Source organism: Enterobacter sp. PL_is379 (assembly GCF_055817355.1).
Window position 1 is genome coordinate 328,575 of record NZ_JBVPGT010000028.1, and the last position, 20,982, is coordinate 349,556.

General features: G+C 51.3%; 23 protein-coding genes, 1 tRNA gene and 1 pseudogene. 12 read left to right on the forward strand and 13 right to left on the reverse strand.

From position 1 onward, the window contains the following. Positions 1–69: 69 nt before the first annotated feature. From AC0TOY_RS12425 to AC0TOY_RS12435, 3 genes and pseudogenes are all read left to right on the forward strand, one after another. Positions 70–996 carry a Kdo(2)-lipid IV(A) acyltransferase gene (locus AC0TOY_RS12425; RefSeq protein WP_473721902.1) on the forward strand — a complete coding sequence of 309 codons (927 nt, stop codon included), beginning with the start codon at positions 70–72 and terminating at the stop codon, positions 994–996. Between the two features lie 143 nt (positions 997–1,139). Next, positions 1,140–2,357, forward strand: coding sequence for a multidrug efflux MFS transporter MdtG (mdtG, locus tag AC0TOY_RS12430; protein ID WP_473721903.1), 1,218 nt, complete (start codon positions 1,140–1,142; stop codon positions 2,355–2,357). Between the two features lie 181 nt (positions 2,358–2,538). Then, positions 2,539–3,243, forward strand: a pseudogene (locus AC0TOY_RS12435) (integrase core domain-containing protein). 448 nt (positions 3,244–3,691) lie between these two features. Here the strand turns inward: AC0TOY_RS12435 and AC0TOY_RS12440 are convergent. Next, positions 3,692–4,258: a DUF2778 domain-containing protein gene (locus tag AC0TOY_RS12440; protein ID WP_322742063.1), complete on the reverse strand. Its 567-nt coding sequence runs from the start codon at positions 4,256–4,258 to the stop codon at positions 3,692–3,694. Positions 4,259–4,560: 302 nt separating this feature from the next. Here AC0TOY_RS12440 and AC0TOY_RS12445 point away from each other — a divergent pair, with 302 nt between their 5' ends. The 3 genes from AC0TOY_RS12445 (at position 4,561) to AC0TOY_RS12455 (ending at position 6,277) form a co-directional block, all read left to right on the forward strand. After that, a complete protein-coding gene (locus AC0TOY_RS12445; RefSeq protein ID WP_048990094.1) occupies positions 4,561–5,253 on the forward strand; it encodes a hypothetical protein in 693 nt (230 codons plus the stop codon). Beyond that, a complete protein-coding gene (locus tag AC0TOY_RS12450) occupies positions 5,250–5,450 on the forward strand; it encodes a hypothetical protein (RefSeq protein ID WP_048990092.1) in 201 nt (66 codons plus the stop codon). Before AC0TOY_RS12445 ends, AC0TOY_RS12450 begins: the two co-directional genes overlap by 4 nt. A 452-nt stretch (positions 5,451–5,902) precedes the next feature. Continuing rightward, entirely contained in the window at positions 5,903–6,277 is a 375-nt protein-coding gene (locus tag AC0TOY_RS12455; protein WP_023311118.1) for a MysB family protein, read from the forward strand. Between the two features lie 6 nt (positions 6,278–6,283). On the opposite strand, the gene AC0TOY_RS12460 is transcribed toward AC0TOY_RS12455, so the two are convergent. The 3 genes from AC0TOY_RS12460 to mdoG form a co-directional block, all read right to left on the reverse strand. Then, positions 6,284–6,511, reverse strand: a complete 228-nt coding sequence (locus tag AC0TOY_RS12460; protein ID WP_157188920.1) for a YceK/YidQ family lipoprotein — start codon at positions 6,509–6,511, stop codon at positions 6,284–6,286. Between the two features lie 84 nt (positions 6,512–6,595). Then, positions 6,596–9,124, reverse strand: a complete 2,529-nt coding sequence (gene mdoH, locus AC0TOY_RS12465; protein WP_157188919.1) for a glucans biosynthesis glucosyltransferase MdoH — start codon at positions 9,122–9,124, stop codon at positions 6,596–6,598. After that, on the reverse strand, positions 9,117–10,670 hold the full coding sequence (gene mdoG / locus AC0TOY_RS12470; RefSeq protein WP_021240787.1) for a glucans biosynthesis protein MdoG: 1,554 nt from the start codon (positions 10,668–10,670) through the stop codon (positions 9,117–9,119). The genes mdoH and mdoG overlap by 8 nt, the downstream gene beginning before the upstream one ends. A gap of 254 nt (positions 10,671–10,924) precedes the next feature. Here mdoG and mdoC point away from each other — a divergent pair, with 254 nt between their 5' ends. Then, a complete protein-coding gene (gene mdoC, locus AC0TOY_RS12475; protein ID WP_024908993.1) occupies positions 10,925–12,064 on the forward strand; it encodes a glucans biosynthesis protein MdoC in 1,140 nt (379 codons plus the stop codon). A 33-nt stretch (positions 12,065–12,097) separates the two neighbouring features. Here mdoC and ymdB read toward each other — a convergent pair whose 3' ends face one another. The 5 genes from ymdB to csgB all read right to left on the reverse strand — a co-directional run bounded on the left by ymdB (position 12,098) and on the right by csgB (position 14,574). Beyond that, positions 12,098–12,640 (reverse strand): O-acetyl-ADP-ribose deacetylase, encoded by a 543-nt coding sequence (gene ymdB / locus AC0TOY_RS12480; RefSeq protein ID WP_024908992.1) that lies wholly within the window; start codon positions 12,638–12,640, stop codon positions 12,098–12,100. Positions 12,641–12,746: 106 nt separating this feature from the next. Next, complete coding sequence (locus AC0TOY_RS12485) at positions 12,747–13,067, reverse strand: type 1 fimbrial protein (protein ID WP_024908991.1); 321 nt, start codon at positions 13,065–13,067, stop codon at positions 12,747–12,749. 164 nt (positions 13,068–13,231) lie between these two features. Next, positions 13,232–13,564 (reverse strand): curli assembly chaperone CsgC, encoded by a 333-nt coding sequence (gene csgC, locus AC0TOY_RS12490; protein ID WP_208763752.1) that lies wholly within the window; start codon positions 13,562–13,564, stop codon positions 13,232–13,234. Between the two features lie 60 nt (positions 13,565–13,624). Beyond that, entirely contained in the window at positions 13,625–14,077 is a 453-nt protein-coding gene (gene csgA, locus AC0TOY_RS12495) for a curli major subunit CsgA (protein ID WP_024908989.1), read from the reverse strand. A 41-nt stretch (positions 14,078–14,118) separates the two neighbouring features. Beyond that, the gene (gene csgB, locus AC0TOY_RS12500; protein ID WP_024908988.1) at positions 14,119–14,574 is read right to left on the reverse strand and encodes a curli minor subunit CsgB; all 456 of its coding nucleotides are present in this window, start codon (positions 14,572–14,574) and stop codon (positions 14,119–14,121) included. A 742-nt stretch (positions 14,575–15,316) separates the two neighbouring features. Here csgB and csgD point away from each other — a divergent pair. From csgD to csgG, 4 genes are read left to right on the forward strand one after another with little or no spacing between them, the layout of a single operon-like run. Further along, positions 15,317–15,967, forward strand: a complete 651-nt coding sequence (csgD, locus tag AC0TOY_RS12505; protein ID WP_024908987.1) for a biofilm master transcriptional regulator CsgD — start codon at positions 15,317–15,319, stop codon at positions 15,965–15,967. Between the two features lie 4 nt (positions 15,968–15,971). Next, positions 15,972–16,361, forward strand: a complete 390-nt coding sequence (csgE, locus tag AC0TOY_RS12510; protein WP_024908986.1) for a curli production assembly/transport protein CsgE — start codon at positions 15,972–15,974, stop codon at positions 16,359–16,361. 23 nt (positions 16,362–16,384) lie between these two features. Then, complete coding sequence (csgF, locus tag AC0TOY_RS12515; RefSeq protein ID WP_032648919.1) at positions 16,385–16,798, forward strand: curli production assembly/transport protein CsgF; 414 nt, start codon at positions 16,385–16,387, stop codon at positions 16,796–16,798. Positions 16,799–16,824: 26 nt separating this feature from the next. Next, positions 16,825–17,658: a curli production assembly/transport protein CsgG gene (gene csgG, locus AC0TOY_RS12520; RefSeq protein WP_032648920.1), complete on the forward strand. Its 834-nt coding sequence runs from the start codon at positions 16,825–16,827 to the stop codon at positions 17,656–17,658. A gap of 43 nt (positions 17,659–17,701) precedes the next feature. Here csgG and AC0TOY_RS12525 read toward each other — a convergent pair whose 3' ends face one another. The 4 genes from AC0TOY_RS12525 to ghrA all read right to left on the reverse strand — a co-directional run bounded on the left by AC0TOY_RS12525 (position 17,702) and on the right by ghrA (position 20,617). Next, positions 17,702–18,184 carry a DUF1097 domain-containing protein gene (locus tag AC0TOY_RS12525; protein WP_073961616.1) on the reverse strand — a complete coding sequence of 161 codons (483 nt, stop codon included), beginning with the start codon at positions 18,182–18,184 and terminating at the stop codon, positions 17,702–17,704. A 96-nt stretch (positions 18,185–18,280) separates the two neighbouring features. Further along, positions 18,281–18,835, reverse strand: coding sequence for a TorD/DmsD family molecular chaperone (locus tag AC0TOY_RS12530; RefSeq protein ID WP_029740002.1), 555 nt, complete (start codon positions 18,833–18,835; stop codon positions 18,281–18,283). A gap of 21 nt (positions 18,836–18,856) precedes the next feature. Further along, the gene (locus tag AC0TOY_RS12535; protein ID WP_024908981.1) at positions 18,857–19,594 is read right to left on the reverse strand and encodes a phosphatase; all 738 of its coding nucleotides are present in this window, start codon (positions 19,592–19,594) and stop codon (positions 18,857–18,859) included. A gap of 84 nt (positions 19,595–19,678) precedes the next feature. Next, entirely contained in the window at positions 19,679–20,617 is a 939-nt protein-coding gene (gene ghrA, locus AC0TOY_RS12540) for a glyoxylate/hydroxypyruvate reductase GhrA (RefSeq protein ID WP_473721904.1), read from the reverse strand. A gap of 231 nt (positions 20,618–20,848) precedes the next feature. On the opposite strand from ghrA, the gene AC0TOY_RS12545 reads away from it, so the two are divergent. Continuing rightward, positions 20,849–20,936, forward strand: a tRNA-Ser gene (locus AC0TOY_RS12545). The last annotated feature ends 46 nt before the right edge of the window (positions 20,937–20,982 follow it).

The window sequence follows — 20,982 nt, forward strand, 5'->3', positions numbered from 1 at the left end:
GCAGATATTTTGGCTACGTCTAAAAAAATGAGACACTAGCAAAACAGGACGTTTGAACACAGGAAAGACATGACCCAGTTACCAAAATTTACTGCCGCCCTTTTGCATCCCCGCTATTGGTTGACCTGGCTTGGCATTGGCTTTTTATGGCTCCTGGTACAGCTTCCCTACCCTGTAATTTTTCGGTTGGGTAAATTTCTGGGCCGTTTCGCGCAGCTGTTTATGAAGCGTCGCGCCAAAATTGCGTACCGCAATCTTGAGCTGTGTTTTCCGCAGATGAGCGAGACAGATCGTCACGATATGGTTTCGAAGAATTTCGAATCCGTCGGGATGGGGCTTATGGAAACCGGTATGGCGTGGTTCTGGCCGGACAAACGCATGGCCCGCTGGAGCGAGGTGACGGGAACCGGCATGGAGCCTGTGCATACGCTTCAGGCCAACCAGACGGGCGTTCTCCTGATCGGCGTCCATTTTCTGACGCTGGAAATCGGGGCACGCATGTTCGGCATGCAGGCACCCGGCATTGGCGTTTATCGTCCTAACGATAACCCGGTCATCGATTTAATCCAGACCAACGGCCGCATGCGCTCCAACAAAAGCATGATCGACCGAAAAGATCTGAAGGGCATGATCCGCGCACTAAAATCCGGTGAAGTGGTCTGGTATGCCCCCGACCATGATTATGGCCCGCAGGCCAGCGTATTTGTCCCCTTCTTCGCCGTTGACGAGGCCGCCACAACCACCGGCACCTGGATGCTGGCGCGGATGTCCAAAGCTGCCATCGTGCCTTTTGTTCCCCGCCGTAAGCCGGATGGTTCAGGCTACGAGCTGATGATGCTGGAGCCGGAACTCGCGCCGCCGCTTGACGATGCACAAACCACCGCACGCTGGATGAACAGCGTTGTGGAGAAGTGCATCATGCTCGCCCCGGAGCAGTATATGTGGCTGCACCGTCGCTTTAAAACGCGCCCAAAAGGCACGCCGTCCCGCTATTGATTTTCAACGTGCGGCCCTCAGGGCCGCATGCTGTTTTAGCTTTAAAAGCTCCCCCTCATTGCGGCAATCATAACCCAGGCGCATAATTAGCATGCTTATTACTTCATGCTTCAGGTGCTCAGCACCTCATTATGCGGATTGTTATGTCACCCTCAGATGCCCCCATAAACTGGAAGCGTAACCTCACGGTTGCGTGGCTTGGCTGTTTTCTTACCGGCGCGGCGTTTAGCCTGGTCATGCCCTTCCTGCCGCTCTACGTCGAACAGCTGGGCGTAACGGGCCACAGCGCGCTCAATATGTGGTCCGGCCTGGTATTCAGCATCACGTTCCTGTTTTCCGCGATAGCCTCGCCCTTCTGGGGCGGCCTTGCCGATCGCAAGGGACGTAAAATCATGCTGCTGCGTTCGGCGCTGGGGATGGCCATTATCATGGTGCTGATGGGCGTGGCGCAAAACGTCTGGCAGTTCCTGATCCTCCGCGCGCTGCTGGGCCTGCTGGGGGGCTTTATTCCCAATGCCAATGCCCTGATTGCCACACAAATTCCCCGCCATAAGAGCGGCTGGGCGCTGGGCACGCTCTCAACCGGCGGCGTGAGCGGCGCCCTGCTGGGGCCACTGGCCGGCGGACTCCTGGCCGATAGCTATGGCCTGCGGCCGGTTTTCTTTATCACCGCCAGCGTGCTGTTCCTGTGCTTTATCGTCACCCTGCTCTGTATTCGGGAAAACTTCACGCCTGTCGCCAAAAAAGAGATGCTTCACGCGAGGGAGGTGCTGACCTCGCTTAAAAATCCCAGACTGGTACTCAGCCTGTTCGTGACGACAATGATTATTCAGGTGGCTACCGGGTCGATTGCCCCTATTCTGACGCTGTACGTTCGCGACCTGGCGGGTAACGTCAGCAATATTGCGTTCATCAGCGGGCTGATCGCCTCCGTACCCGGCGTGGCGGCGCTGCTGAGCGCCCCGAGGCTGGGAAAACTGGGGGACCGGGTGGGTCCGGAAAAAATCCTGATCTTCGCGCTGGTGATTTCCGTCCTGCTGCTTATCCCGATGTCGATGGTGCAAACGCCATGGCAGCTGGGCGTCCTGCGCTTTTTGCTGGGTGCCGCCGACGGCGCGTTGCTGCCCGCCGTACAGACCCTGCTGGTCTACAACTCCACGAACCAGATTGCCGGGCGTATTTTCAGCTATAACCAGTCATTCCGGGATATTGGTAACGTCACCGGACCGCTGCTCGGGGCCGGGATCTCCGCCAGCTTCGGTTTTCGCGCCGTCTTTATCGTGACGGCGGGCGTCGTGTTGTTCAATGCCATTTATTCGTGGTTCAGTTTATCCCGCGCGTTACGGCCCGTGACGGAATAAGACGAACGCCTGAAGCTTATTTTCGCATTCATACTTGCAGAATCTTATATTCAGCTATTCTTTCCCTGAAACCTTCTGGAAAACAGGGAGACACCAATGACCATGTACGCTGACCTGCTCCCCGTTGATTAAGACACCGCGATGTTAGTAATGTCTTCATAAGCCACATGAGGACATCCCCATGAAGAAGCGTTTTTCCGACGAACAGATCATCAGTATCCTCCGCGAAGCTGAAGCAGGGGTTTCTCCCCGTGAGCTCTGCCGCAAGTACGCCATTTCCGACGCCACCTATTATACCTGGCGTAAGAAGCTGCTTGCCGAAGCCATGCTGGATAAGGAGGCTCTTCAGTGGCCCTGGGGCGAAAGTACTGGCGACAGACCAGAAGCGGGAAGCCGTGGTATTGATGTGTGAAGCGACCGGTCGCAGGATCAAGTGCCTGACCTGTGTGGACGACTTCACGAAGGAGTGCCTGACATTACCATCGCATTCGGGATTTCAGGCGTTCAGGTCACGCGTATTCTGGACAGCATTGCACTGTTTCGAGGCTATCCGGCGACGATAAGAACTGACCAGGGGCCGGAGTTCACCTGCCGTGCAATGGATCAATGGGCTTTTGAGCATGGTATTGAACTGTGCTTAATCCAGCCGGGCAAGCCAACGCAGAACGGATTTATTGAGAGCTTTAACGGGCGATTTCGCGATGAATGTCTGAATGAGCACAGGTTCAGTGATATCGTTCACGCAAGGACAGTCATTAATGACTGGCGGCAGGATTATAACGAATGTCGTTCACATTCAGCACTGAATTATCAGACGCCATCAGAGTTTGCAGCACGGTGGCGGAATGGAAAATGTGAAAGTAAACAAACCGACATTACTAACTGATGGTTGTATCTAATACGGGGGGCAGGTCAGGACGGTTATCACATTGCCAATAACTTCATAAACAAAATCGTTAATAATATATTTTTCTATAAACTCACCTCATCTATTGTTGATGTATTTATTGTTATAGTCAGTAATTAAGTACAAAAAAATACCCTCACCATATACAGTGAGGGTACTTAATAAAATGAGGTATTAGCGATTGACCTGAAACTTTCTTAGTACCAAACGTGTAAGCAAGAACAGTATGGTAGCGTAGATAAGTACCATCAGGATTAAGGCGATGAACTTTACCGGATCTGCATCAGCTTCATATGAACCACTCAGGCCGGAACTGAAAGTACTATAGGCGGTATCCATGACCCATTGCGTTAGTCCATTGAGAGGCTTACCGAAACTTGATAGCCACCATGCAAAGACAATACAGATACTGTATATGGCCGCATTCTTAACGAATCCTGCACTTCGCATAGTCGCTCCCCCCTTGCACATCAACATAACCATATGCCATCAATCCAGTCCTTGATCCTGGTACTTTAACCTTTTTAGTACGGAGCAACTGACTACGTACAGTATAGAAATCGGGTCGATTGACGAAAGTAATACACCCCTCAGAGAAACCAGAACCATCCGGCCTGAGTGGATGTAACCGGAAACTACCACGCGATACACCGTTAATCATTATGCTATCTGTCATGGTTTGAGCACTGAAGAGTGCAAACCATTCGGAGTGGTCATTACCTGTGATTGTATCAACGCCCCATGCCCGGATCTTATTCAATGTAGAGCCAGTTGGCCTATCAACTATCCAGTACCGTCCAGTAGGTATTGCACTGTTTGGTAAGTACGCACAGTTGGGATCATTGGTATATGGGTTTTGCCCACTGAATGCAGAGAAAGTTCCTATTCCATAGACGTGTAATTTGGCATAGCCATTTTTATCAATGTCGTCGTATGTCATCCTCATTATTTGCATTTTGTTTTCCCTGCTGTTTGCATAGGGCGATTCTATCATGTGTCGAGTAATCGAACATCACCACTATAAGGTAGGTAAGTACGCGAAGGGATTCAACAGCCCGCAACCCTGACAAGGAGCAAGGCGACGCGTAATTACTCGCAAAGACTTTAGGTACGTAGTACCGACCCCAATCACTTTGATTCAGTACTATCATCTGTCGAGCAAAGTGAGTAATAACGCCTTGCGGGTTTTCGAGTACTGGCGTGACCTGCCTCCATCGGTAGATACATCTTGTTTATTATTCGGAGGTTTATTACTGTTATGTGGAATATGGATAGGGAGAAACATGGGAAGGATTCATGAGCTACAACTCGCTTATACTGAACAAACTTGATGCTGATCGCTACATGGCTAACCTGCTGGATAAAAGCCTTGCTGGTGTTCAACAGCAAGCCGTACAACAGGCTCATTTAATATACTCTGGGGTGGAAAGGCTTTCGTGGTATAGCTCGTGCTTCCTCGACAACTACCAGGACGTATGTACACGTTTGAAGCAAGAAGATAAGAGGTTCTTGAAGGCTCTTGTAGTACTCGTAAAACATCATGGCACTATAAGAGAGATGCTTGAAATCTATATCAACTATATGTTTGAAAATCTCTCAGACCAGCGCATCAGGAACATTACGTTAATCTTGTCTAAAGCAGGAGCTGGGTTTACAACTGCCACCCTTACCAAGTTTACCATTGCGTACACTATCGCTACGTTAGCGGCTTCAAGTCTTTCAATGCAAGTATCGATCTCCTCGGCACTCACCAAATGGTCAACGCGTGGTGTAGCTGCGGCGGGAATATATGGGTATGCACAGGTAGCTTCACAGGCTGCGGAACGTCTTTTACATAAACATAGTCGGTACTATAGAGATCTCTATAATCGTGATCTGGAAATGTTATACTTCCTGGTTGAACCAATAATTGATCGTGTTGACGTACACAACCAATACCAAAAAAGCGATAACGATATTGTTTCTGATATTCTTAGGATAGTACGATGAAAAAAATGTTTAGCGTGTGGTGGCAGGAATTAGTTAGGCTTGTTATGCAAGTTTATATACCTATTGGTTTAACTATTATTTTTGGTATGCTCGCCGTCACCTTTTGGGAAGATTATGCATTAATATCTACTGTTATATTCCTGATAGTTGCATTTATTGTCAGTGATCGTTTATTCAAACCAAAAAAGAAGCGTTGATATTGAATCAAGAAAAAGCCCCGCTTAATGGGCAATGCCGTTCAGTTAAGGAGCGGTTGACCGATTCTTTACCGCGGCACTATAACGGCTTCCACTACAGGGAGCCGTTTTCTTATGCCATTTCTCAACGACCTGCTCGTTTTCAGCGACGGTCCGCCCATGTCGCCGCCTGCCGCAATCGGAGATGTCAGTACTGGTGAATACCGTCAATCCAGAAACAATTAGAGCACATGTGTGGAGATCTGGAAGCGGTGTTCATAACAAAACGCCTCCAGCCATTAAGGCCGAGGGCAGTTAAGATGTCAAAAATCCGTTACGCGGTGAACTCTCGTGCCGCACCGCTTAAGTGGGCGGCATTGAATGTGTGACGTCTTATTTTCACATTCATACTTGCAGAATCATATATTCAGCTATTCTTTCCCTGAAACCTTCTGGAAAACAGGGAGACACCAATGACCATGTATGCCACGCTGGAAGAAGCTATTGATGCCGCTCGTGAAGAGTTCCTCGCCGACAACCCCGGCGTTGAAGAAGAAGATGCTGACGTGCAACAGCTTAATATCCAAAAATACGTTCTGCAGGATGGGGATATTATGTGGCAGGCCGAATTCTTTGCCGATGAAGGTGAAGAAGGGGAATGTTTGCCGATATTGAGCGGTGAAGGTGCGCAGGCCGTCTTCGATGGCGACTATGACGAAATCGAACTTCGGCAGGAATGGCTGGAAGAGAACACCCTACACGAGTGGGATGAGGGCGAGTTTCAGCTCGAGCCACCGCTGGATACGGAAGAAGGTCAAACCGCAGCCGATGAGTGGGACGAGCGTTAATTTACGCTATTCGTAAGGGCCATGGCTGGCATCAATCGGCAGCAACAGCGTGTCGAAAATCAGCGAGAACGGCAGATCGAGCACGGTCAGGTAACGCCATGCGGAGTCACGGAGATCCCATTTTACCCCCGGGTAATACTGATTACCGTGGCCTTGCCCTGGAATGGTGCGACTGATGATACTGCCGCAGCCGCTGAGCAGGCATGCCATCATGACGACGATGATTATTTTCATGAGTAACCTCTAAAAAAATACCGGCAATTAAGCCGGTATTTTATTTGGCGGATGGCGCTTCGCTTATCCGCCCTACTTAAAAACTTACTTCGCCTTCAACGCCAGCGGGTTAAGTTTCAGTTCCTTATAGTAGTTTACCCACGAAGAGTATTTCTCCGGAGCGGACCACACGCGGTAGTGAAGACGCGCCATTGTCACTGGGTCGCTCAACAGCACCAGTCGACGGTCGCGGTTGAGTTTTTCCGGGGTCTCGTTAAGCGCCTGCTCAACGTGACGATCGCGGGCAATCTCCAGCACCTGGCTAGCACGGTGGCGCGCAGTGGCCATCGCCGTTGCCAGAGCGTTGAATGACGGGTTAAACACGGCGTGCATAAAGCCATCATCCAGCGTGCGATTGCGGTTCTGCTCGAGATAACGATCGGTATCCACCAGAACCTGCGGCGGGGAATACTCTTCCGGGATCAGGAACAGTTTCCAGCGTTTGGTCCGCAGCCCCACCGTTGAACGGCTGGAGATCACGGAGACAAACGGCGACAGGATCAGCGAGAAGACAATCGGCGCCAGCCAGAACAGGAAGCGCAGATCCAGCCAGGCCATCCCGGCAGCCCACACCAGACCCAGCAGCAGCTGAGAACCGTGGCGCATAAAGGCTTCGCTCCACGGCGTGGAGTCGTCATCACGCTGCGGTGAGTTCCAGACCACTTCCCAGCCCAGGAACGCACTGACCACAAATACGGTGTGGAACAGCATACGCACCGGTGCCAGCAGCACGGAGAACAGCACTTCCAGCAGCAGTGAAAGGGTCACGCGGAAGAAACCGCCGTACTCTTTCGAGCCTTTGCACCAGATCAGGATGATACTGAGCAGCTTAGGCAGGAACAGTAGCACCATGGTGGAGGCAAACAGCGCAATCGCCAGCTCCGGACGCCACTGCGGCCACACCGGGAACAGCTGCCGCGGTTGCAGGAAGTATTGCGGCTCCGTCAGGGCATGGACCACCTGCAGCGCAGTGGAGAGCGCAAGGAACATAAACCACAGCGGTGCGGAGAGATAAGACATCACGCCCGTCAGGAACACCGCACGGTGAACCGGGTGCATCCCTTTAACAAGGAACAGACGAAAGTTCATCAGGTTACCGTGACACCAGCGGCGGTCACGCTTGAGCTCGTCCAGCAGGTTTGGCGGCAGCTCTTCGTACGATCCCGGCAGGTCGTAGGCAATCCAGACGCCCCAGCCAGCACGACGCATTAGCGCCGCTTCCACGAAGTCATGCGACAGAATAGAACCGGCAAACGAACCCTCGCCCGGCAGCGGCGCCAGCGCACAGTGCTCAATGAACGGCTTCACGCGGATAATGGCGTTGTGACCCCAGTAGTGCGACTCACCCAGCTGCCAGAAGTGCAGACCCGCGGTAAACAGCGGTCCGTAGACACGGGTGGCGAACTGCTGGCAGCGCGCGTAAAGGGTGTCCATGCCGGACGCTTTCGGCGAGGACTGAATGATACCCGCGTTAGGGTTGGCTTCCATCAGACGCACCAGACCGCTCAGGCAGTCACCGCTCATGACGGAGTCCGCATCCAGCACGACCATATAGCTGTACTGATTACCCCAGCGACGGCAGAAGTCATCGATGTTACCGCTTTTACGCTTCACACGACGGCGGCGACGGCGGTAGAAGATCTGCCCTTCGCCCTGCACTTCTGCAATCAGCTCCATCCACGCTTTTTGTTCTGCAACGCAGATATCCGGGTTGTAGCTGTCGCTCAGGATGTAAACGTCAAAATGCTCCGCGTTGCCGGTCGCCTTTACGGACTCCCATGTCGCACGCAGGCCCGCAAATACGCGGTCAACGTCTTCGTTACAGATAGGCATAATCAGCGCGGTACGGTGCTCGGGATTGAGGGGTTCATCCCCGACCGTTGACGCCGAAATGCTGTATTTGTCACGCCCCATCAGCAGCTGCAGGAAGCCCATCAGCGCGGTCCAGAAACCGGCCGAGACCCAGCAGAAGAGAACCGCGAACAGCAGAAGGATGCCGCTCTGCAGAATATACGGCAGCAGCTGCATGAAGGAGACCCAGAGATCCTGGCCCATCATGTCCGTCGGGTTGATGAACGCCCAGCCCTGATAAGGCAGGATGGTTTTCATGTACCAGGTCGCGACGACCGTCTGCGCCAGCGTAAGAAGCAGCAGGATATAGCGACGGATGGTCCCCACGGTACGCCATTTCTGTTCGGACGCCTGCTCTTCTTTTGTCAGGCGCGACAGATAGCGCGGCGTCACATCACGCCCGCGCAGGCGATCCCAGAAGCGGCCCACCGGGTTGGTGCGCCATGGATCGGGGAACATTGAGGAACGCGTGGCCTTCGGCATCGCCTGAAGCTGATCGCGTCCTTCATCGTCTTTAATCAACTGCCCTTCCGCCAGCGAGTCCGGCCAGGCCTGCTCCAGACGCGCCTTGACTGACCCGAGCGGCGTATCATCATCACGGGAAAACTGACGATGTTCACCATCCAGCGCGGTGTGAACCGCGCGGATGTCGCTCTTAGGCAGTGCCGCTTTTTCGATATCCGTCAGCGGCATGGCATCAATATATTCAGATGTATTATTCATTGGCAGGTAGCTGATAGCTCCAGGTTTCACTCAGCGGCTGATCGTTACTGACCAGCGCAGCACGCATTTCAGTGGTCTGTTTCGGATCTTTCACTTTCACGCGCAGGGTCAGACGCCAGCCTTTGGTTACCGGGTTGTAACGCACGGTATTCTCAACGATTTCACCGTTATCACCGATGCTGGCCTGAGCGGCAACGGCGGTGTCCGGCGACAGTTTCTTCATATCCTGGCCGGTGAAGTCCACAACAAACGCCACGGTCCCGTCAGGCTGACGGATAAGATTAGACTGCTTCACATCACCCGTAGAGCGGCGAGTCTGCATCACATACGCGTTATCCGGCGCATGCAGCTTATCTTCGTCGCGGCTGAAGGTAATGGTGTACTTGAAGTTCATCTCTTTACCGGCTTCCGGCAGCTGATCCGGTGTCCAGTAAGCGACGATGTTATCGTTGGTTTCGTCGTTGGTTGGAATTTCTACCAGCTCGACTTTACCTTTACCCCAGTCACCGTTTGGCGTGACCCAGGCGCTTGGACGCTGGTCATAGCGATCGTCCAAATCTTCAAAGCGGGAGAACTGACGACCACGCTGTAGCAGGCCGAAACCTTGCGGGTTTTCCATTGCGAAGCTGCTCACCGCCAGATGTTTCGGGTTATTCAGCGGACGCCAGATCCACTCACCGTTACCGGCATGAATAGACAGACCGTTGGAGTCATGCAGTTCCGGGCGGAAGTTGGTTGCCGGAGACGGCTGGTTCGGCCCAAACAGGAACATGCTGGTCAGTGGCGCAACGCCCAGTTTGCCTACTTTGTCACGCAGGTAAACCTTGGACTGTACGTCAACCACCGTGTCTCGACCCGGCATAATCACAAAGCGATAGGCGCCGGTTGCACGCGGGGAATCCAGCAGCGCATAAATGGTCAGACGTTTGTCAGTTGGTTTTGGACGCTCAATCCAGAACTCACGGAAACGTGGGAACTCTTCACCTGATGGCAGCGCGGTATCAATAGCCAGACCACGCGCAGAAAGCCCGTATACCTGCCCCGCGCCAATGACGCGGAAATAGCTGGCACCCAGCATGCTGACGATTTCGTCGTTTTTATCTTTGCTGTTGATCGGGTAAAGCACCTTGAAGCCTGCGAAGCCCAGGTCTTTCACCGTATCTTTATCGTGTTGCACATTGCCAAAATTGAAATAATCCGGGCTGTACTTAATCTTACGAACCGCTGTCGCCGTCACTTCATTGATGGCAACAGGCGTGTCGAAGTACATACCCTGATGATAAAATTCAAGCTTGAACGGGGTTTTGATATTGCTCCAGTACGCTTTATCGTGATTGAACTGGATCTGCTGATAGTCCGCATACTTCATGTCGCGGAAAACGGAGGGCAAGTTACTTTTCGGCGCTTCGTAGCTCTTGCCTGCCATCGATTTTGCCTGTTTTGCGACATCGTCGATGTTAAAGGCCAGTGCCGATGAGGTATACAGTGACAACACCACTGCAGCACCCAACCAACGCATTTTCATCATCTGTGGTTTATGTTTCATAATAAGTAAGCACTTCCCCCTTTGTGTGCTTATATCGATCCGATCCATTTTAATGGAAACTCAGGCAATCCGACAACATTATCACTGCTTTGTTCAGCTGCTGGCTCAGGGATTAAGCAAATGAAAGAACCCGCTATTCACTTTGCGTGCTTATCCTGGAGACAGGGTGTCGGTCTTGGTGTAGGGTTGCCTTCGAATGTAACCATTATGAGTCTTAGGGATAAGACGAAAAGTCTGAGAATGCACAACGTTATATGAGCACAACACCAACAGAACGTGAATATTTCCTCGACTCGATCCGGGCATGGCTGATGCTATTGGGGATCCCCTTTCACATTTCACTGATTTACTCCAGCCACACCTGGCACGTGAATAGCCAGATGCCCTCCTGGTGGCTGACGCTGTTTAATGACTTTATTCACGCCTTCCGTATGCAGGTGTTTTTCGTCATATCCGGCTATTTCTCTTACATGCTGTTTCTGCGATACCCGCTCAAGCGCTGGTGGAAAGTGCGCGTAGAGCGCGTGGGGATCCCCATGCTGACCGCCATTCCGCTGCTGACGCTGCCCCAGTTCATTATGTTGCAGTACGTGAAGGGTAAAGCGGAGAACTGGCCGAATCTGACGCTGTATGAAAAGTACAATACGCTGGTCTGGGAGCTGGTATCTCACCTGTGGTTCCTGCTGGTCCTGGTGGTGCTCACCACGGTGAGTCTGTTGATTTTCAGCCGCCTGCGCCACCATCTAAGTACGAAAGCCGACGTCTTTTTCGCCAACGTTACGATGGGCAAACTGTCAGTGCTCTTCTTACTGTTGGGGATTGCCTATGCCGCTGTGCGACGGACCCTGCTTATCGTCTACCCGCCGATTTTGAGCGACGGGTTATTTAATTTTGTGGTGATGCAGTCGCTGTTCTACATTCCCTTCTTTTTAATCGGCGCGCTGGCGTTTATTCATCCGAAGCTTAAATCGCTGTTTGTCACCCCGTCACCGTGGTGCGCTCTGGGAGCCACCCTCGCGTTCGCGGCCTATCTGCTGAATCAGCGCTACGGGAGCGGCGACGCCTGGATGTATGAAACGGAAAGCGTGATCACGATGCTGCTGGGCCTGTGGATGGTGAACGTAGTATTCGCGCTGGGCCACCGTTTGCTGAACTTTAAGTCCCACCGCGTGACTTACTTCGTTAATGCTTCGCTGTTTATCTATCTGGTGCATCACCCGTTGACGCTTTTCTTCGGGGCTTACATCACACCGCACATCGCCTCCAACACGCTGGGCTTCTTTACCGGGCTGGTGTTTGTTGTGGGGGTGGCGATCGTACTCTACGAAATCCATCTGCGGATCCCGCTGCTGCGTTTCCTCTTTTCAGGAAAACCGCAGGCGAAAGCCTCTTAGAACACGCGGCGCACCAGATGCGCCGCGTTTGTTTCAGCTTTCCAGCTCTTGTCTGCGCTGAGTCAGAAGCCGCTGATAAAGATGCGTGGTGTCGTCGTCGAAACAGACAAAAATCACCTTCTCCGGCAGCGGTTTTAACGACAGGTAGCGGTAAACGGTTTCTACGGCGATCGTTGCGGCGGCGGCCTTAGGGTAACCATACACGCCGGTGCTGATGGCCGGGAACGCCATCGTTTTATAGCCGTTGTCGGCGGCCAGCCGCAGACAGTTCCGGTAAGCCTCTTCCAGAATACTCGCTTCGTGCTGGTCCCCGCCATGCCAGACGGGCCCTACGGCATGAATAACCGCTCTGGCAGGCAGATTGCCCGCAAGTGTAATCACCGCGTGACCGGGAGGACATTCGCCCTGCTGTTGCCGCACGGTTTTACAGGCTTCCAGCAGCTGCGGTCCGGCAGCCCGGTGGATAGCCCCGTCCACGCCGCCTCCCCCCATCAGGGAGGGATTGGCCGCATTGACGATAACGTCGACGTGCATGGTCGTAATATCGCCATGAATAATGTCAATTTGCGGTTTCATAAAGCCCCTCTGCAACCCGCCTTTTTCTTAAGTGTATCGCAGAGGAGACCGGGAGAAAAAACTATCAGATAAAATCCTCTTCCACCGCTGGGCGGAAGAGTGCGCATTAGCGATACTGGATTTCGACAACCGCGAGCGTTTTTTCAGGATTTAGGTATTTCATATTGAGCGTCGCCAGGTTTGAGTCGCTCACTTTCCCGTTAAGCGCCTCTTCATAGCTCACCATACGCGTTTGCATACGGTTATTATCTGGACATGACATTGCAAACTGTTGCTTCTGGGGAGTGACTTCACAGGGGTCTGCGACAATGGCACCGCGAAAATGAATGACGCCACCGTTCACAACTGTGGCCGAATAAGCCGGGATACTCAAAGCAGAAACGACCAGACCCAGACCTGCCGCGAGTCGAGCAAAATAGTTGTTCATTATAGGTACTCCTCAATGAAAATCGTCCATGAGGGGTAAACGCGCTTCATTTATTACGGCAAACGAAGTCTCACGTTAAGGAACATGACGACCAGGTCCCTGATATCAGCATAGCTCAACGGCGCAGACCCGCCACATTCGCAACACATTGATTTCATGAATATTTAGATCGGACTTCCCGCCGGTGACCACTGTTGTGATAAATGAAGCGATTTTCCATCTGAAACGGTGACCACGATTTTTACCGTGTCTCCTGCGTTAATATTTAAACTCAGGCGCATTAAATCAATCGTCTGATTAGCGGGTATAAAAAGGGTATTTTGCTGTCGGGACGAACTTTGTCCCCCCTGCCCTTCCCGAACAGAAACAATCTGAACCTGACAATCACACGATTGCGCTAGAGTGACCTGCGGAATAATGGTGGTCATGTTTTCCTGCTGCGACGTTTTGAACGTTATCTGACTGGAAAGCGCGGCGAGTAGAATTAAGGTATTCATGATGAACTCCCGAAAAAAAACAGGGCTGATGCCCTGTTTTTTGTAGCACAGATTTCAGTATCAGTACTGATGAGCTGTCGCGTGGTTACCAAAACCGATCTGGGTAACGTTAACAGTTGAGTTGGACGCAGTCTGGTCTACGAGTGCACCGTTAAAGCCGCCGGACTGGCTAACATTCATGACGGATTTTTTACTGTTCCACTGATCAAGTGTTGCACTGTTGCCAAACCCTTTCTGGGTCAGGTTGATTTTACTGTCATCAGAACCCTGACCAACGTCAGCGCCGTTACCGCCACCTGTCTGGCTAATATTCAGGACAGAATTTCTGGCGTCTGTTTGCAGAGCAACCGCGGAGTTACCGCCACCATTCTGATAAATATTCAGGGTTGAATTTGGGCCACCGTATCCGCCATGACCATGCCCATGACCCCAGCCATCCTGATTAATCAGACCAGCCATAGCACTACCAGAAACTACGATTGCTGCAAGCGCTGCCACTTTGAAAAATTTCATGGTAAACCCCCGTCGGATTGATTAAAGTCGTCGCGAAAGCGCTAATGTTGAATAACGTTAATCGCCATTTGCGACTGTTTCTGCACTACAACTGCGGTTTTCTGCGTACCGTACTGCGTAATATTTGCTCTATTACCCGACCCTTGCTGGATAATTTTCGCGCTATTACCGTATCCATCTTGCGTAATACCTGCATCATTCCCGTTACCGCTCTGATCGATCCAGGCTATATTGTAAGCCCCTGATTGATCGACTCTCGCTCTGTTACCTGCCCCATCCTGGGAAACAATGGATAAGAGTTTTGAACCGTCCTGGCGAACCTGAGCGTCATTGAAAACGCCCCGTTGACCAATAATGGCTGCCTGATTTAGTGATGAAAGACTTAATTCGTTAACCGCAAAGTTATATTCAGCATTTGCCAAATCTGAATTAGCCGCGGTTACAAATCCAGGCGCACCCAGTAATGTAAACATCACAATTAACGATGTGTTTTTCATGTTGTCACCCTGGACCTGGCTATTTAATTACTCCATGTTTAAACGGCTCGTATGGTGTTAACGCGTCGTTACGGTGAAGAGTATGTCCGCTGAAACATTTTAAATATCTCACCCGCGCGGCTTATTTTTATTTTTCGGGTCACCACAAAGTCGTAATTTACAGTAAAAATCACTTTAATCAGGCCGGCTTATATTTTTTAATAAAGGTGTATTGTGAAAGGGTTGTACAACGAGACGAAGGCTGTCCACGCTTCCTCCCGGGTTGTTTAAACGTAACGGCAGGAAACATTTTTCTCTGTGCGTGACACGGAGCCTCTTTTCTTAAGCCAGACAGTCGCTCATTCCTGGGCTTAGAAATCATCTGAAACTCATACTTAATTAGCGCTTTACAAAAATAACAAATATTCTTAACAATCATATCGTTAAAAATATTTGTATGATTTTTAAAATCTGTGCATCTCTATTTAGGTGTACAACTTTCTCATCAATTCTCACCATTCCAAACAATCAAATTTCACAAATTAATATTGATTTTTACGTTCTGTTACATGTTTAACACTTGCTTTAAACTTCGTAAAAGCTAGATTGAAATTAGATGTACGAAATTGGTTTTATATTTACCTCCCTGTGGAGGTTATGGTCTGATTCTACACACAGCAGTGCAACATCTGTCAGTACTTCTGGTGTCCTCTTTTAAACTGGAGGACAGCTGCCAGGTGCCAAAATAAAGTGGGGTTTCATCATGTATAATGAAGTCCATAGTTTACATGGTCATACATTACTGTTGATCACAAAACCTTCTTTGCAAGCGACAGCATTATTACAACATTTAAAGCAATCTTTATCACTGAGCGGGAAATTGCATAATATTCAACGTTCTTTTGATGATATTGCACCTGGCAGCATCATTCTTTTCGATATGATGGAAGCTGATAAAAAGCTTATCCATTACTGGCAGGATATTTTAAGCAGAAAAAACAATAATATCCGCGTGCTATTGTTGAATACGCCTGATGAATATCCTTTCAGAGATATTGAAAGCTGGCCGCATATCAATGGCGTGTTCTACGTCACGGAAGAAGAAGACCGGGTGGTAGAGGGGCTGCAAGGTATATTGCGCGGAGAGTGTTATTTTTCGCAAAAGCTTGCCAGCTATCTCATCACGCACTCCGGAAATTATCGCTATAACAGCTCAGAGTCAGCACTGCTCACGCACCGTGAGAAAGAGATCCTGAATAAGTTACGCATTGGTGCTTCAAATATTGAAATCGCCCGTTCGTTATTTATCAGCGAAAATACGGTAAAGACGCACCTTTATAATCTTTTCAAGAAGATAGCTGTGAAAAACCGAACTCAGGCGGTTTCGTGGGCAAACGATAACCTCAGGCGTTAATCACATGAAGCGCACGTTGAGTTGGATCGCCGCAGCGAGTTTCCTGCTCGCTGCTGGGAATCTGAAGGCCGTCGAGGTCGAAGTTCCCGGATTGTTAACAGACCACACTGTCTCATCGGTCGGGCACAGTTTTTACCGTGCCTTCAGTGACAAATGGGAAAGTACATACACGGGTAATATAACAATCAACGAGCGGCCCAGTGCACGATGGGGAAGTTGGATAACAATAACGGCTAATCAGTCCGTTATTTATCAAACGTTTTTATTCCCGACCAAAATGGACTTCGATAAAAACGTAGTCTTAGCACTGGCACAATCAGAAGACGCTATTAATCGCCTGCAAATAGATAAAGCCCTATTAAGCACCAGCGATTTAGCAAAAGACGAGTTCTAGCGAACCGATATGCGGAGGCTGTCATGCGTATTGCATATGCAGTTGTTTCGATAATGCTGATCACACCCATCAGCTGGGCCGGAAACATGACGTTTCAGTTCCGTAACCCTAACTTTGGCGGTAACCCTAACAACGGCGCGTTCCTGCTGAATGAAGCTCAGGCGCAAAACTCCTATAAGGATCCCAGCTTAAAGAATTTTAGCGTTGATACCCCGTCCGCACTGGATAACTTCACGCAGGCCATCCAGTCGCAGATTTTAGGTGGTTTGCTGACCAACATTAATACCGGTAAACCCGGGCGGATGGTGACCAACGACTTTATCGTTGATATCGCCAACACGGACGGACAGCTTCAGTTGAACGTGACCGATCGTAAAACCGGAAAAATCTCCACTATCCAGGTTTCCGGTCTACAAAACGATTCAACTAACTTCTGAACAACAACGAAATAAGGACAACAATCATGCAGCGCTTCCTGATATTTGTTGCAGTGTGCTTATTGAGCGGTTGTTTAACTGCTCCACCTAAAGAAGCTGCAAAACCAACATTAATGCCTCGGGCCCAGAGTTATCGTGATTTAACGCATTTACCTGCTCCAACGGGAAAAATATTTGTCTCCGTGTACAACATTCAGGATGAAACCGGGCAATTCAAACCTTACCCGGCAAGTAACTTCTCCACGGCAGTGCCGCAGAGCGCCACCGCGATGCTGGTTACCGCACTCAAGGATTCGCACTGGTTTATTCCGCTGGAACGTCAGGGGCTCCAGAACCTGTTGAATGAACGCAAAATCATTCGTGCCGCCCAGGAAAATGGCACCGTTGCGGACAATAACCGGACGCCTCTGCAATCTCTGGCGGCAGCGAACGTGATGATTGAAGGATCGATTATTGGTTACGAAAGTAACGTTAAATCGGGTGGTGCGGGCGCGCGGTACTTTGGTATTGGTGCGGATACCCAGTACCAGCTCGACCAAATCGCCGTTAACCTGCGTGTGGTCAACGTCAGTACAGGCGAAGTGCTCTCTTCGGTGAACACCAGCAAAACCATTCTGTCTTATGAAGTTCAGGCAGGGGTATTCCGCTTCATCGATTACCAGCGTTTGCTGGAAGGTGAAATTGGCTACACCTCTAACGAGCCGGTCATGATGTGTCTGATGTCGGCCATTGAAACCGGCGTGATCTACTTAATTAACGACGGTATAGACCGCGGGCTGTGGGATCTGCAAAACAAAGCAGACGTGCAGAACCCGATACTGGTGAAATACCGCGATATGTCAGTCCCTCCGGAATCCTGACAGGAAGCGCATAAAAAAGGCGAGATGATTATCTCGCCTTTTTTTATTCGCTCACTGCCGTGATGTTTTGCGCTTTTTCCCGCCGCGATGCCAGCCACAGACCGCTGTTTTTCATGGCATAGCCAAACAGCAGCCCCAGCGCCAGTGAGGGGACCACCAGCTTCCAGTCACCCTGTCCTGCAAAGGTCGCGCACGCCCCCATAAAGGTTCCCGGCACAAATGAAAGCAGCAGATGCTTAGCCTGGATGCACATTAAAAAGGCGACGACACCCGTCATGACGTATCCCAGAATTTCCAGATGCGGCGCCAGCGCGCTGCCTTTCATGATCACCAGCGCCCAGATAACACCACTCATCAGCGTGCAGCCTGAGATAAAGAGCCCTTTGACTCCCCCCTGCGGACAGGCGAAATAGGCGGTACAGCCGAGGAACCCGGCCCAGCTGAGCAATCCGAGAGACACGGCCACCCATCCCCAGAGCCCGGAGAGAATACCTGTCGTTATTGCGATACAAAGTAATATGTTCATGGCGCGCATCTTAGCAGAAGCGCACCATAGAAATGAGATCATCAGCACATTACATGCAAAATGAACTGATGAGTTGCAGAATTTATGTGACTTACATCACTCTTCGTTCTCTTCTTCCAGCTCATCCCACATTGCCGCGATAGCGTCGCGGGTCAGCGGCGCCAGCGTTCTCCAGAATGGCGAGGTGGCATGCGCTTCAACTTTACCCAGGAACGTCCCGACCCACGGCAGCAGGTACGTTTCGAACAAGGTTTCAATGGCTTCGTTCTCATCATCACCGGCGTTATCTTCAATCCAGGACGCTGCCAGCAGCAGCGTACCGATATGATCGGCTGGCGTATCGCTCAGCGGCATACCGCGAGTGGAGAGGAAAGCACGGACTTCCGCTTCCGTCGCCCCTTCCTGCCAGGCAGAGCGGTATGGCGAAACGCGGCACTCATCGCCGACAAACAGCGCATTGTAGTCGGTCGCAATCTGCTGCATGTCGCAGCTTTTTTGCAGACGTTCCAGTAAATCATCCTGTTCCAGCGGCCAGTTCTGCGCCAGTTTACCTTCACGAATTAACGTAAAAAGTGGCACCAGTAGCGGGTCTTGCGGCTGGCGATAATAGAGCGTACCCAGCACGCGGCAGAGGATGGAAAACTCGTTCATTTTTTTTATTCCATTACACAATTAAAGATCGGCAAATTCGGCAATCGGTTCCATTCCGCGCGACTCAAGGAAATCGAGCATGCGGCGTGGGGTCACGTTCAGGATTTGCGCTTCCGGGAAGTTAACATCATTCAGCACTTTCAGGCACTCGCTGAAATCACCCAGCGTAAACGCGGTATGAGAGTCTGAGCCCAACGCCACCATGCCACCCGCATCACGCACGGCGGCCGCCACGGCGCGACAGTTGTCTTCGCTGCCCTTACGCGAGTGAACAAAGGAGGAGTTATTAATCTCCAGCGCCACGCGGTGTTTTGCTGCCGCCTGCGCGACAGCCTGAATATCAATCGGATACTTCGGGTTACCGGGGTGGCTGATAATGTGCACATTGCCGCTGGCAATAGTGGCAATCATCGCCGCGGTGTTGGTCTCTTTATCCTGAGGCGGGAAAACCGGCTCATGAAAACCGGCGAGGATAAGGTCCAGAGACGTCAGCATCGGGCCGGTGCAGTCGATCTCACCGTCGATATTTTTGATGTTCGCCTCAATGCCGCGCAGTATCCCAATGCCGTCCACCAGACGTGGCCAGATCCGCATATTCACAAAATGCCAGTAGTGCGGCGCATCCGCCATGTCCGGGCCATGATCGGTGATCGCGAACAGCTTAATACCTTTAAGCTTCGCCTGAGCGATATAATCATGGAGGTTGCTATACGCGTGGGTACTGGCGACGGTGTGCATATGCAGGTCAACGGGATACATCTCTTTCTCCTCTGCGGTTTTTCCAAAGGATAGCAGTTATCAGCGGCGAATATTAGCAAAAACCCGGCGAACGCCGGGTTTCTCTCAGTAGCCGCGCTGTCTGTCGACCTGCCCGGTGACCGCGTTGCCCTTTTCCATTTCGCAGATGGTATGGGATATATAGGCCACCGCTTCTGCCGGACGCGTCACGGCAGCCACGTGCGGGGTCATCGCGACGCGCGGGTGCTTCCACAGCGGGCTTTCCGCGGGCAGCGGTTCACGGCTATAGACATCCAGCATGGCGCCTTTTAGCTTTCCGCTGTCCAGGACCTTCAGCAGATCGCCTTCCACAACATGGACTCCGCGCGCCAGGTTCATCAGGTAGCTCTGATCGACGAGCTGATTGAGCAAGGTTTCATTGATGATCCCTACCGTTTCCGCCGTGTTTGGCAGCAGGTTGATCAGCACGCGCGTGCCGTTCAGAAAGGCCGGAAGCTCATCCGTTCCGGCAAAACTCTCGACGCCCGGATAGTCCTTGCGACTACGGCTCCAGCAGCGCAGGGGGAAGCCCCACGGAGCGAGTGCTTCTGCCACTTTTGAGCCCAGCACGCCCGCACCGAGGATGCCGATCGTAAAGTCTTCGCGACGGTACTCAGGCAGCGGCTCCCAGTAGGCCTGCTGTTTAAAGGCCTGATAGTCATCAAAGCGGCGGAACCAGTGCAGTACCTGGCTGACGGCATATTCCTGCATTTGCTGGCCCATTCCGGTATCTTCGAGACGGAACAGCGGAATATTTTCAGGCAGCATTTCGGGATGCGCTTTCAGTTTACTGAGGATCGAATCAACACCCGCGCCCAGGGCGAAAACCGCCTTCAGCTTGCGGCCCTGCAGCATCTCAACCGGTGGATGCCAGACCAGCGCATAGTCGGCATGTTCATTATCGCCACGCTTCCACTCGCGAACGCGTGCGCCGGGCAGCGCCGCCGTAAGCGCCTTGATCCAGTATGCCGTATCAAACGTGGGGTGATAGAAGAGTATATCCATAGTTATTCCTGCCTTTTATTGCGCTGTTTTGTATTCATTTTCAAGTGGATTGCCAGCATAACAAATTTACTGCGTAACTGTGTTGCTGATAAAAAAGACGCTTTCAGCACATTTAAGAATCATGTTGCCTGAAGTTTGTCTAAACGCGCTAAATTACTGAAAAATTGGGTTGACGGCCGTTCGGCTTTTCCTTACATTAGCGCCCGTCCCGCAACAACGGGATGACAATATGGTGAGGTGTCCGAGTGGCTGAAGGAGCACGCCTGGAAAGTGTGTATACGGCAACGTATCGGGGGTTCGAATCCCCCCCTCACCGCCATATTTGAAGAAGAGCTCGCATGAAAATGCGGGCTTTTTTTTCGCAT

Excerpts from the sequence above, each read along its gene's own strand:
- csgE (WP_024908986.1), top strand. The coding sequence starts at position 15,972 with ATGAAGCGCACGTTGAGTTGGATCGCCGCAGCGAGTTTCCTGCTCGCT.
- csgF (WP_032648919.1), top strand. The coding sequence starts at position 16,385 with ATGCGTATTGCATATGCAGTTGTTTCGATAATGCTGATCACACCCATC.
- csgC (WP_208763752.1), bottom strand. The coding sequence starts at position 13,564 with ATGAATACCTTAATTCTACTCGCCGCGCTTTCCAGTCAGATAACGTTC.
- AC0TOY_RS12525 (WP_073961616.1), bottom strand. The coding sequence starts at position 18,184 with ATGAACATATTACTTTGTATCGCAATAACGACAGGTATTCTCTCCGGG.
- AC0TOY_RS12450 (WP_048990092.1), top strand. The coding sequence starts at position 5,250 with ATGAAAAAAATGTTTAGCGTGTGGTGGCAGGAATTAGTTAGGCTTGTT.
- csgA (WP_024908989.1), bottom strand. The coding sequence starts at position 14,077 with ATGAAATTTTTCAAAGTGGCAGCGCTTGCAGCAATCGTAGTTTCTGGT.
- AC0TOY_RS12455 (WP_023311118.1), top strand. The coding sequence starts at position 5,903 with ATGACCATGTATGCCACGCTGGAAGAAGCTATTGATGCCGCTCGTGAA.
- AC0TOY_RS12535 (WP_024908981.1), bottom strand. The coding sequence starts at position 19,594 with ATGTATCCCGTTGACCTGCATATGCACACCGTCGCCAGTACCCACGCG.
- ymdB (WP_024908992.1), bottom strand. The coding sequence starts at position 12,640 with ATGAAACCGCAAATTGACATTATTCATGGCGATATTACGACCATGCAC.
- AC0TOY_RS12530 (WP_029740002.1), bottom strand. The coding sequence starts at position 18,835 with ATGAACGAGTTTTCCATCCTCTGCCGCGTGCTGGGTACGCTCTATTAT.
- csgD (WP_024908987.1), top strand. The coding sequence starts at position 15,317 with ATGTATAATGAAGTCCATAGTTTACATGGTCATACATTACTGTTGATC.
- AC0TOY_RS12440 (WP_322742063.1), bottom strand. The coding sequence starts at position 4,258 with ATGATAGAATCGCCCTATGCAAACAGCAGGGAAAACAAAATGCAAATA.
- AC0TOY_RS12460 (WP_157188920.1), bottom strand. The coding sequence starts at position 6,511 with ATGAAAATAATCATCGTCGTCATGATGGCATGCCTGCTCAGCGGCTGC.
- mdoH (WP_157188919.1), bottom strand. The coding sequence starts at position 9,124 with ATGAATAATACATCTGAATATATTGATGCCATGCCGCTGACGGATATC.
- csgB (WP_024908988.1), bottom strand. The coding sequence starts at position 14,574 with ATGAAAAACACATCGTTAATTGTGATGTTTACATTACTGGGTGCGCCT.
- mdtG (WP_473721903.1), top strand. The coding sequence starts at position 1,140 with ATGTCACCCTCAGATGCCCCCATAAACTGGAAGCGTAACCTCACGGTT.
- mdoC (WP_024908993.1), top strand. The coding sequence starts at position 10,925 with ATGAGCACAACACCAACAGAACGTGAATATTTCCTCGACTCGATCCGG.
- mdoG (WP_021240787.1), bottom strand. The coding sequence starts at position 10,670 with ATGAAACATAAACCACAGATGATGAAAATGCGTTGGTTGGGTGCTGCA.
- AC0TOY_RS12425 (WP_473721902.1), top strand. The coding sequence starts at position 70 with ATGACCCAGTTACCAAAATTTACTGCCGCCCTTTTGCATCCCCGCTAT.
- ghrA (WP_473721904.1), bottom strand. The coding sequence starts at position 20,617 with ATGGATATACTCTTCTATCACCCCACGTTTGATACGGCATACTGGATC.
- AC0TOY_RS12485 (WP_024908991.1), bottom strand. The coding sequence starts at position 13,067 with ATGAACAACTATTTTGCTCGACTCGCGGCAGGTCTGGGTCTGGTCGTT.
- csgG (WP_032648920.1), top strand. The coding sequence starts at position 16,825 with ATGCAGCGCTTCCTGATATTTGTTGCAGTGTGCTTATTGAGCGGTTGT.
- AC0TOY_RS12445 (WP_048990094.1), top strand. The coding sequence starts at position 4,561 with ATGAGCTACAACTCGCTTATACTGAACAAACTTGATGCTGATCGCTAC.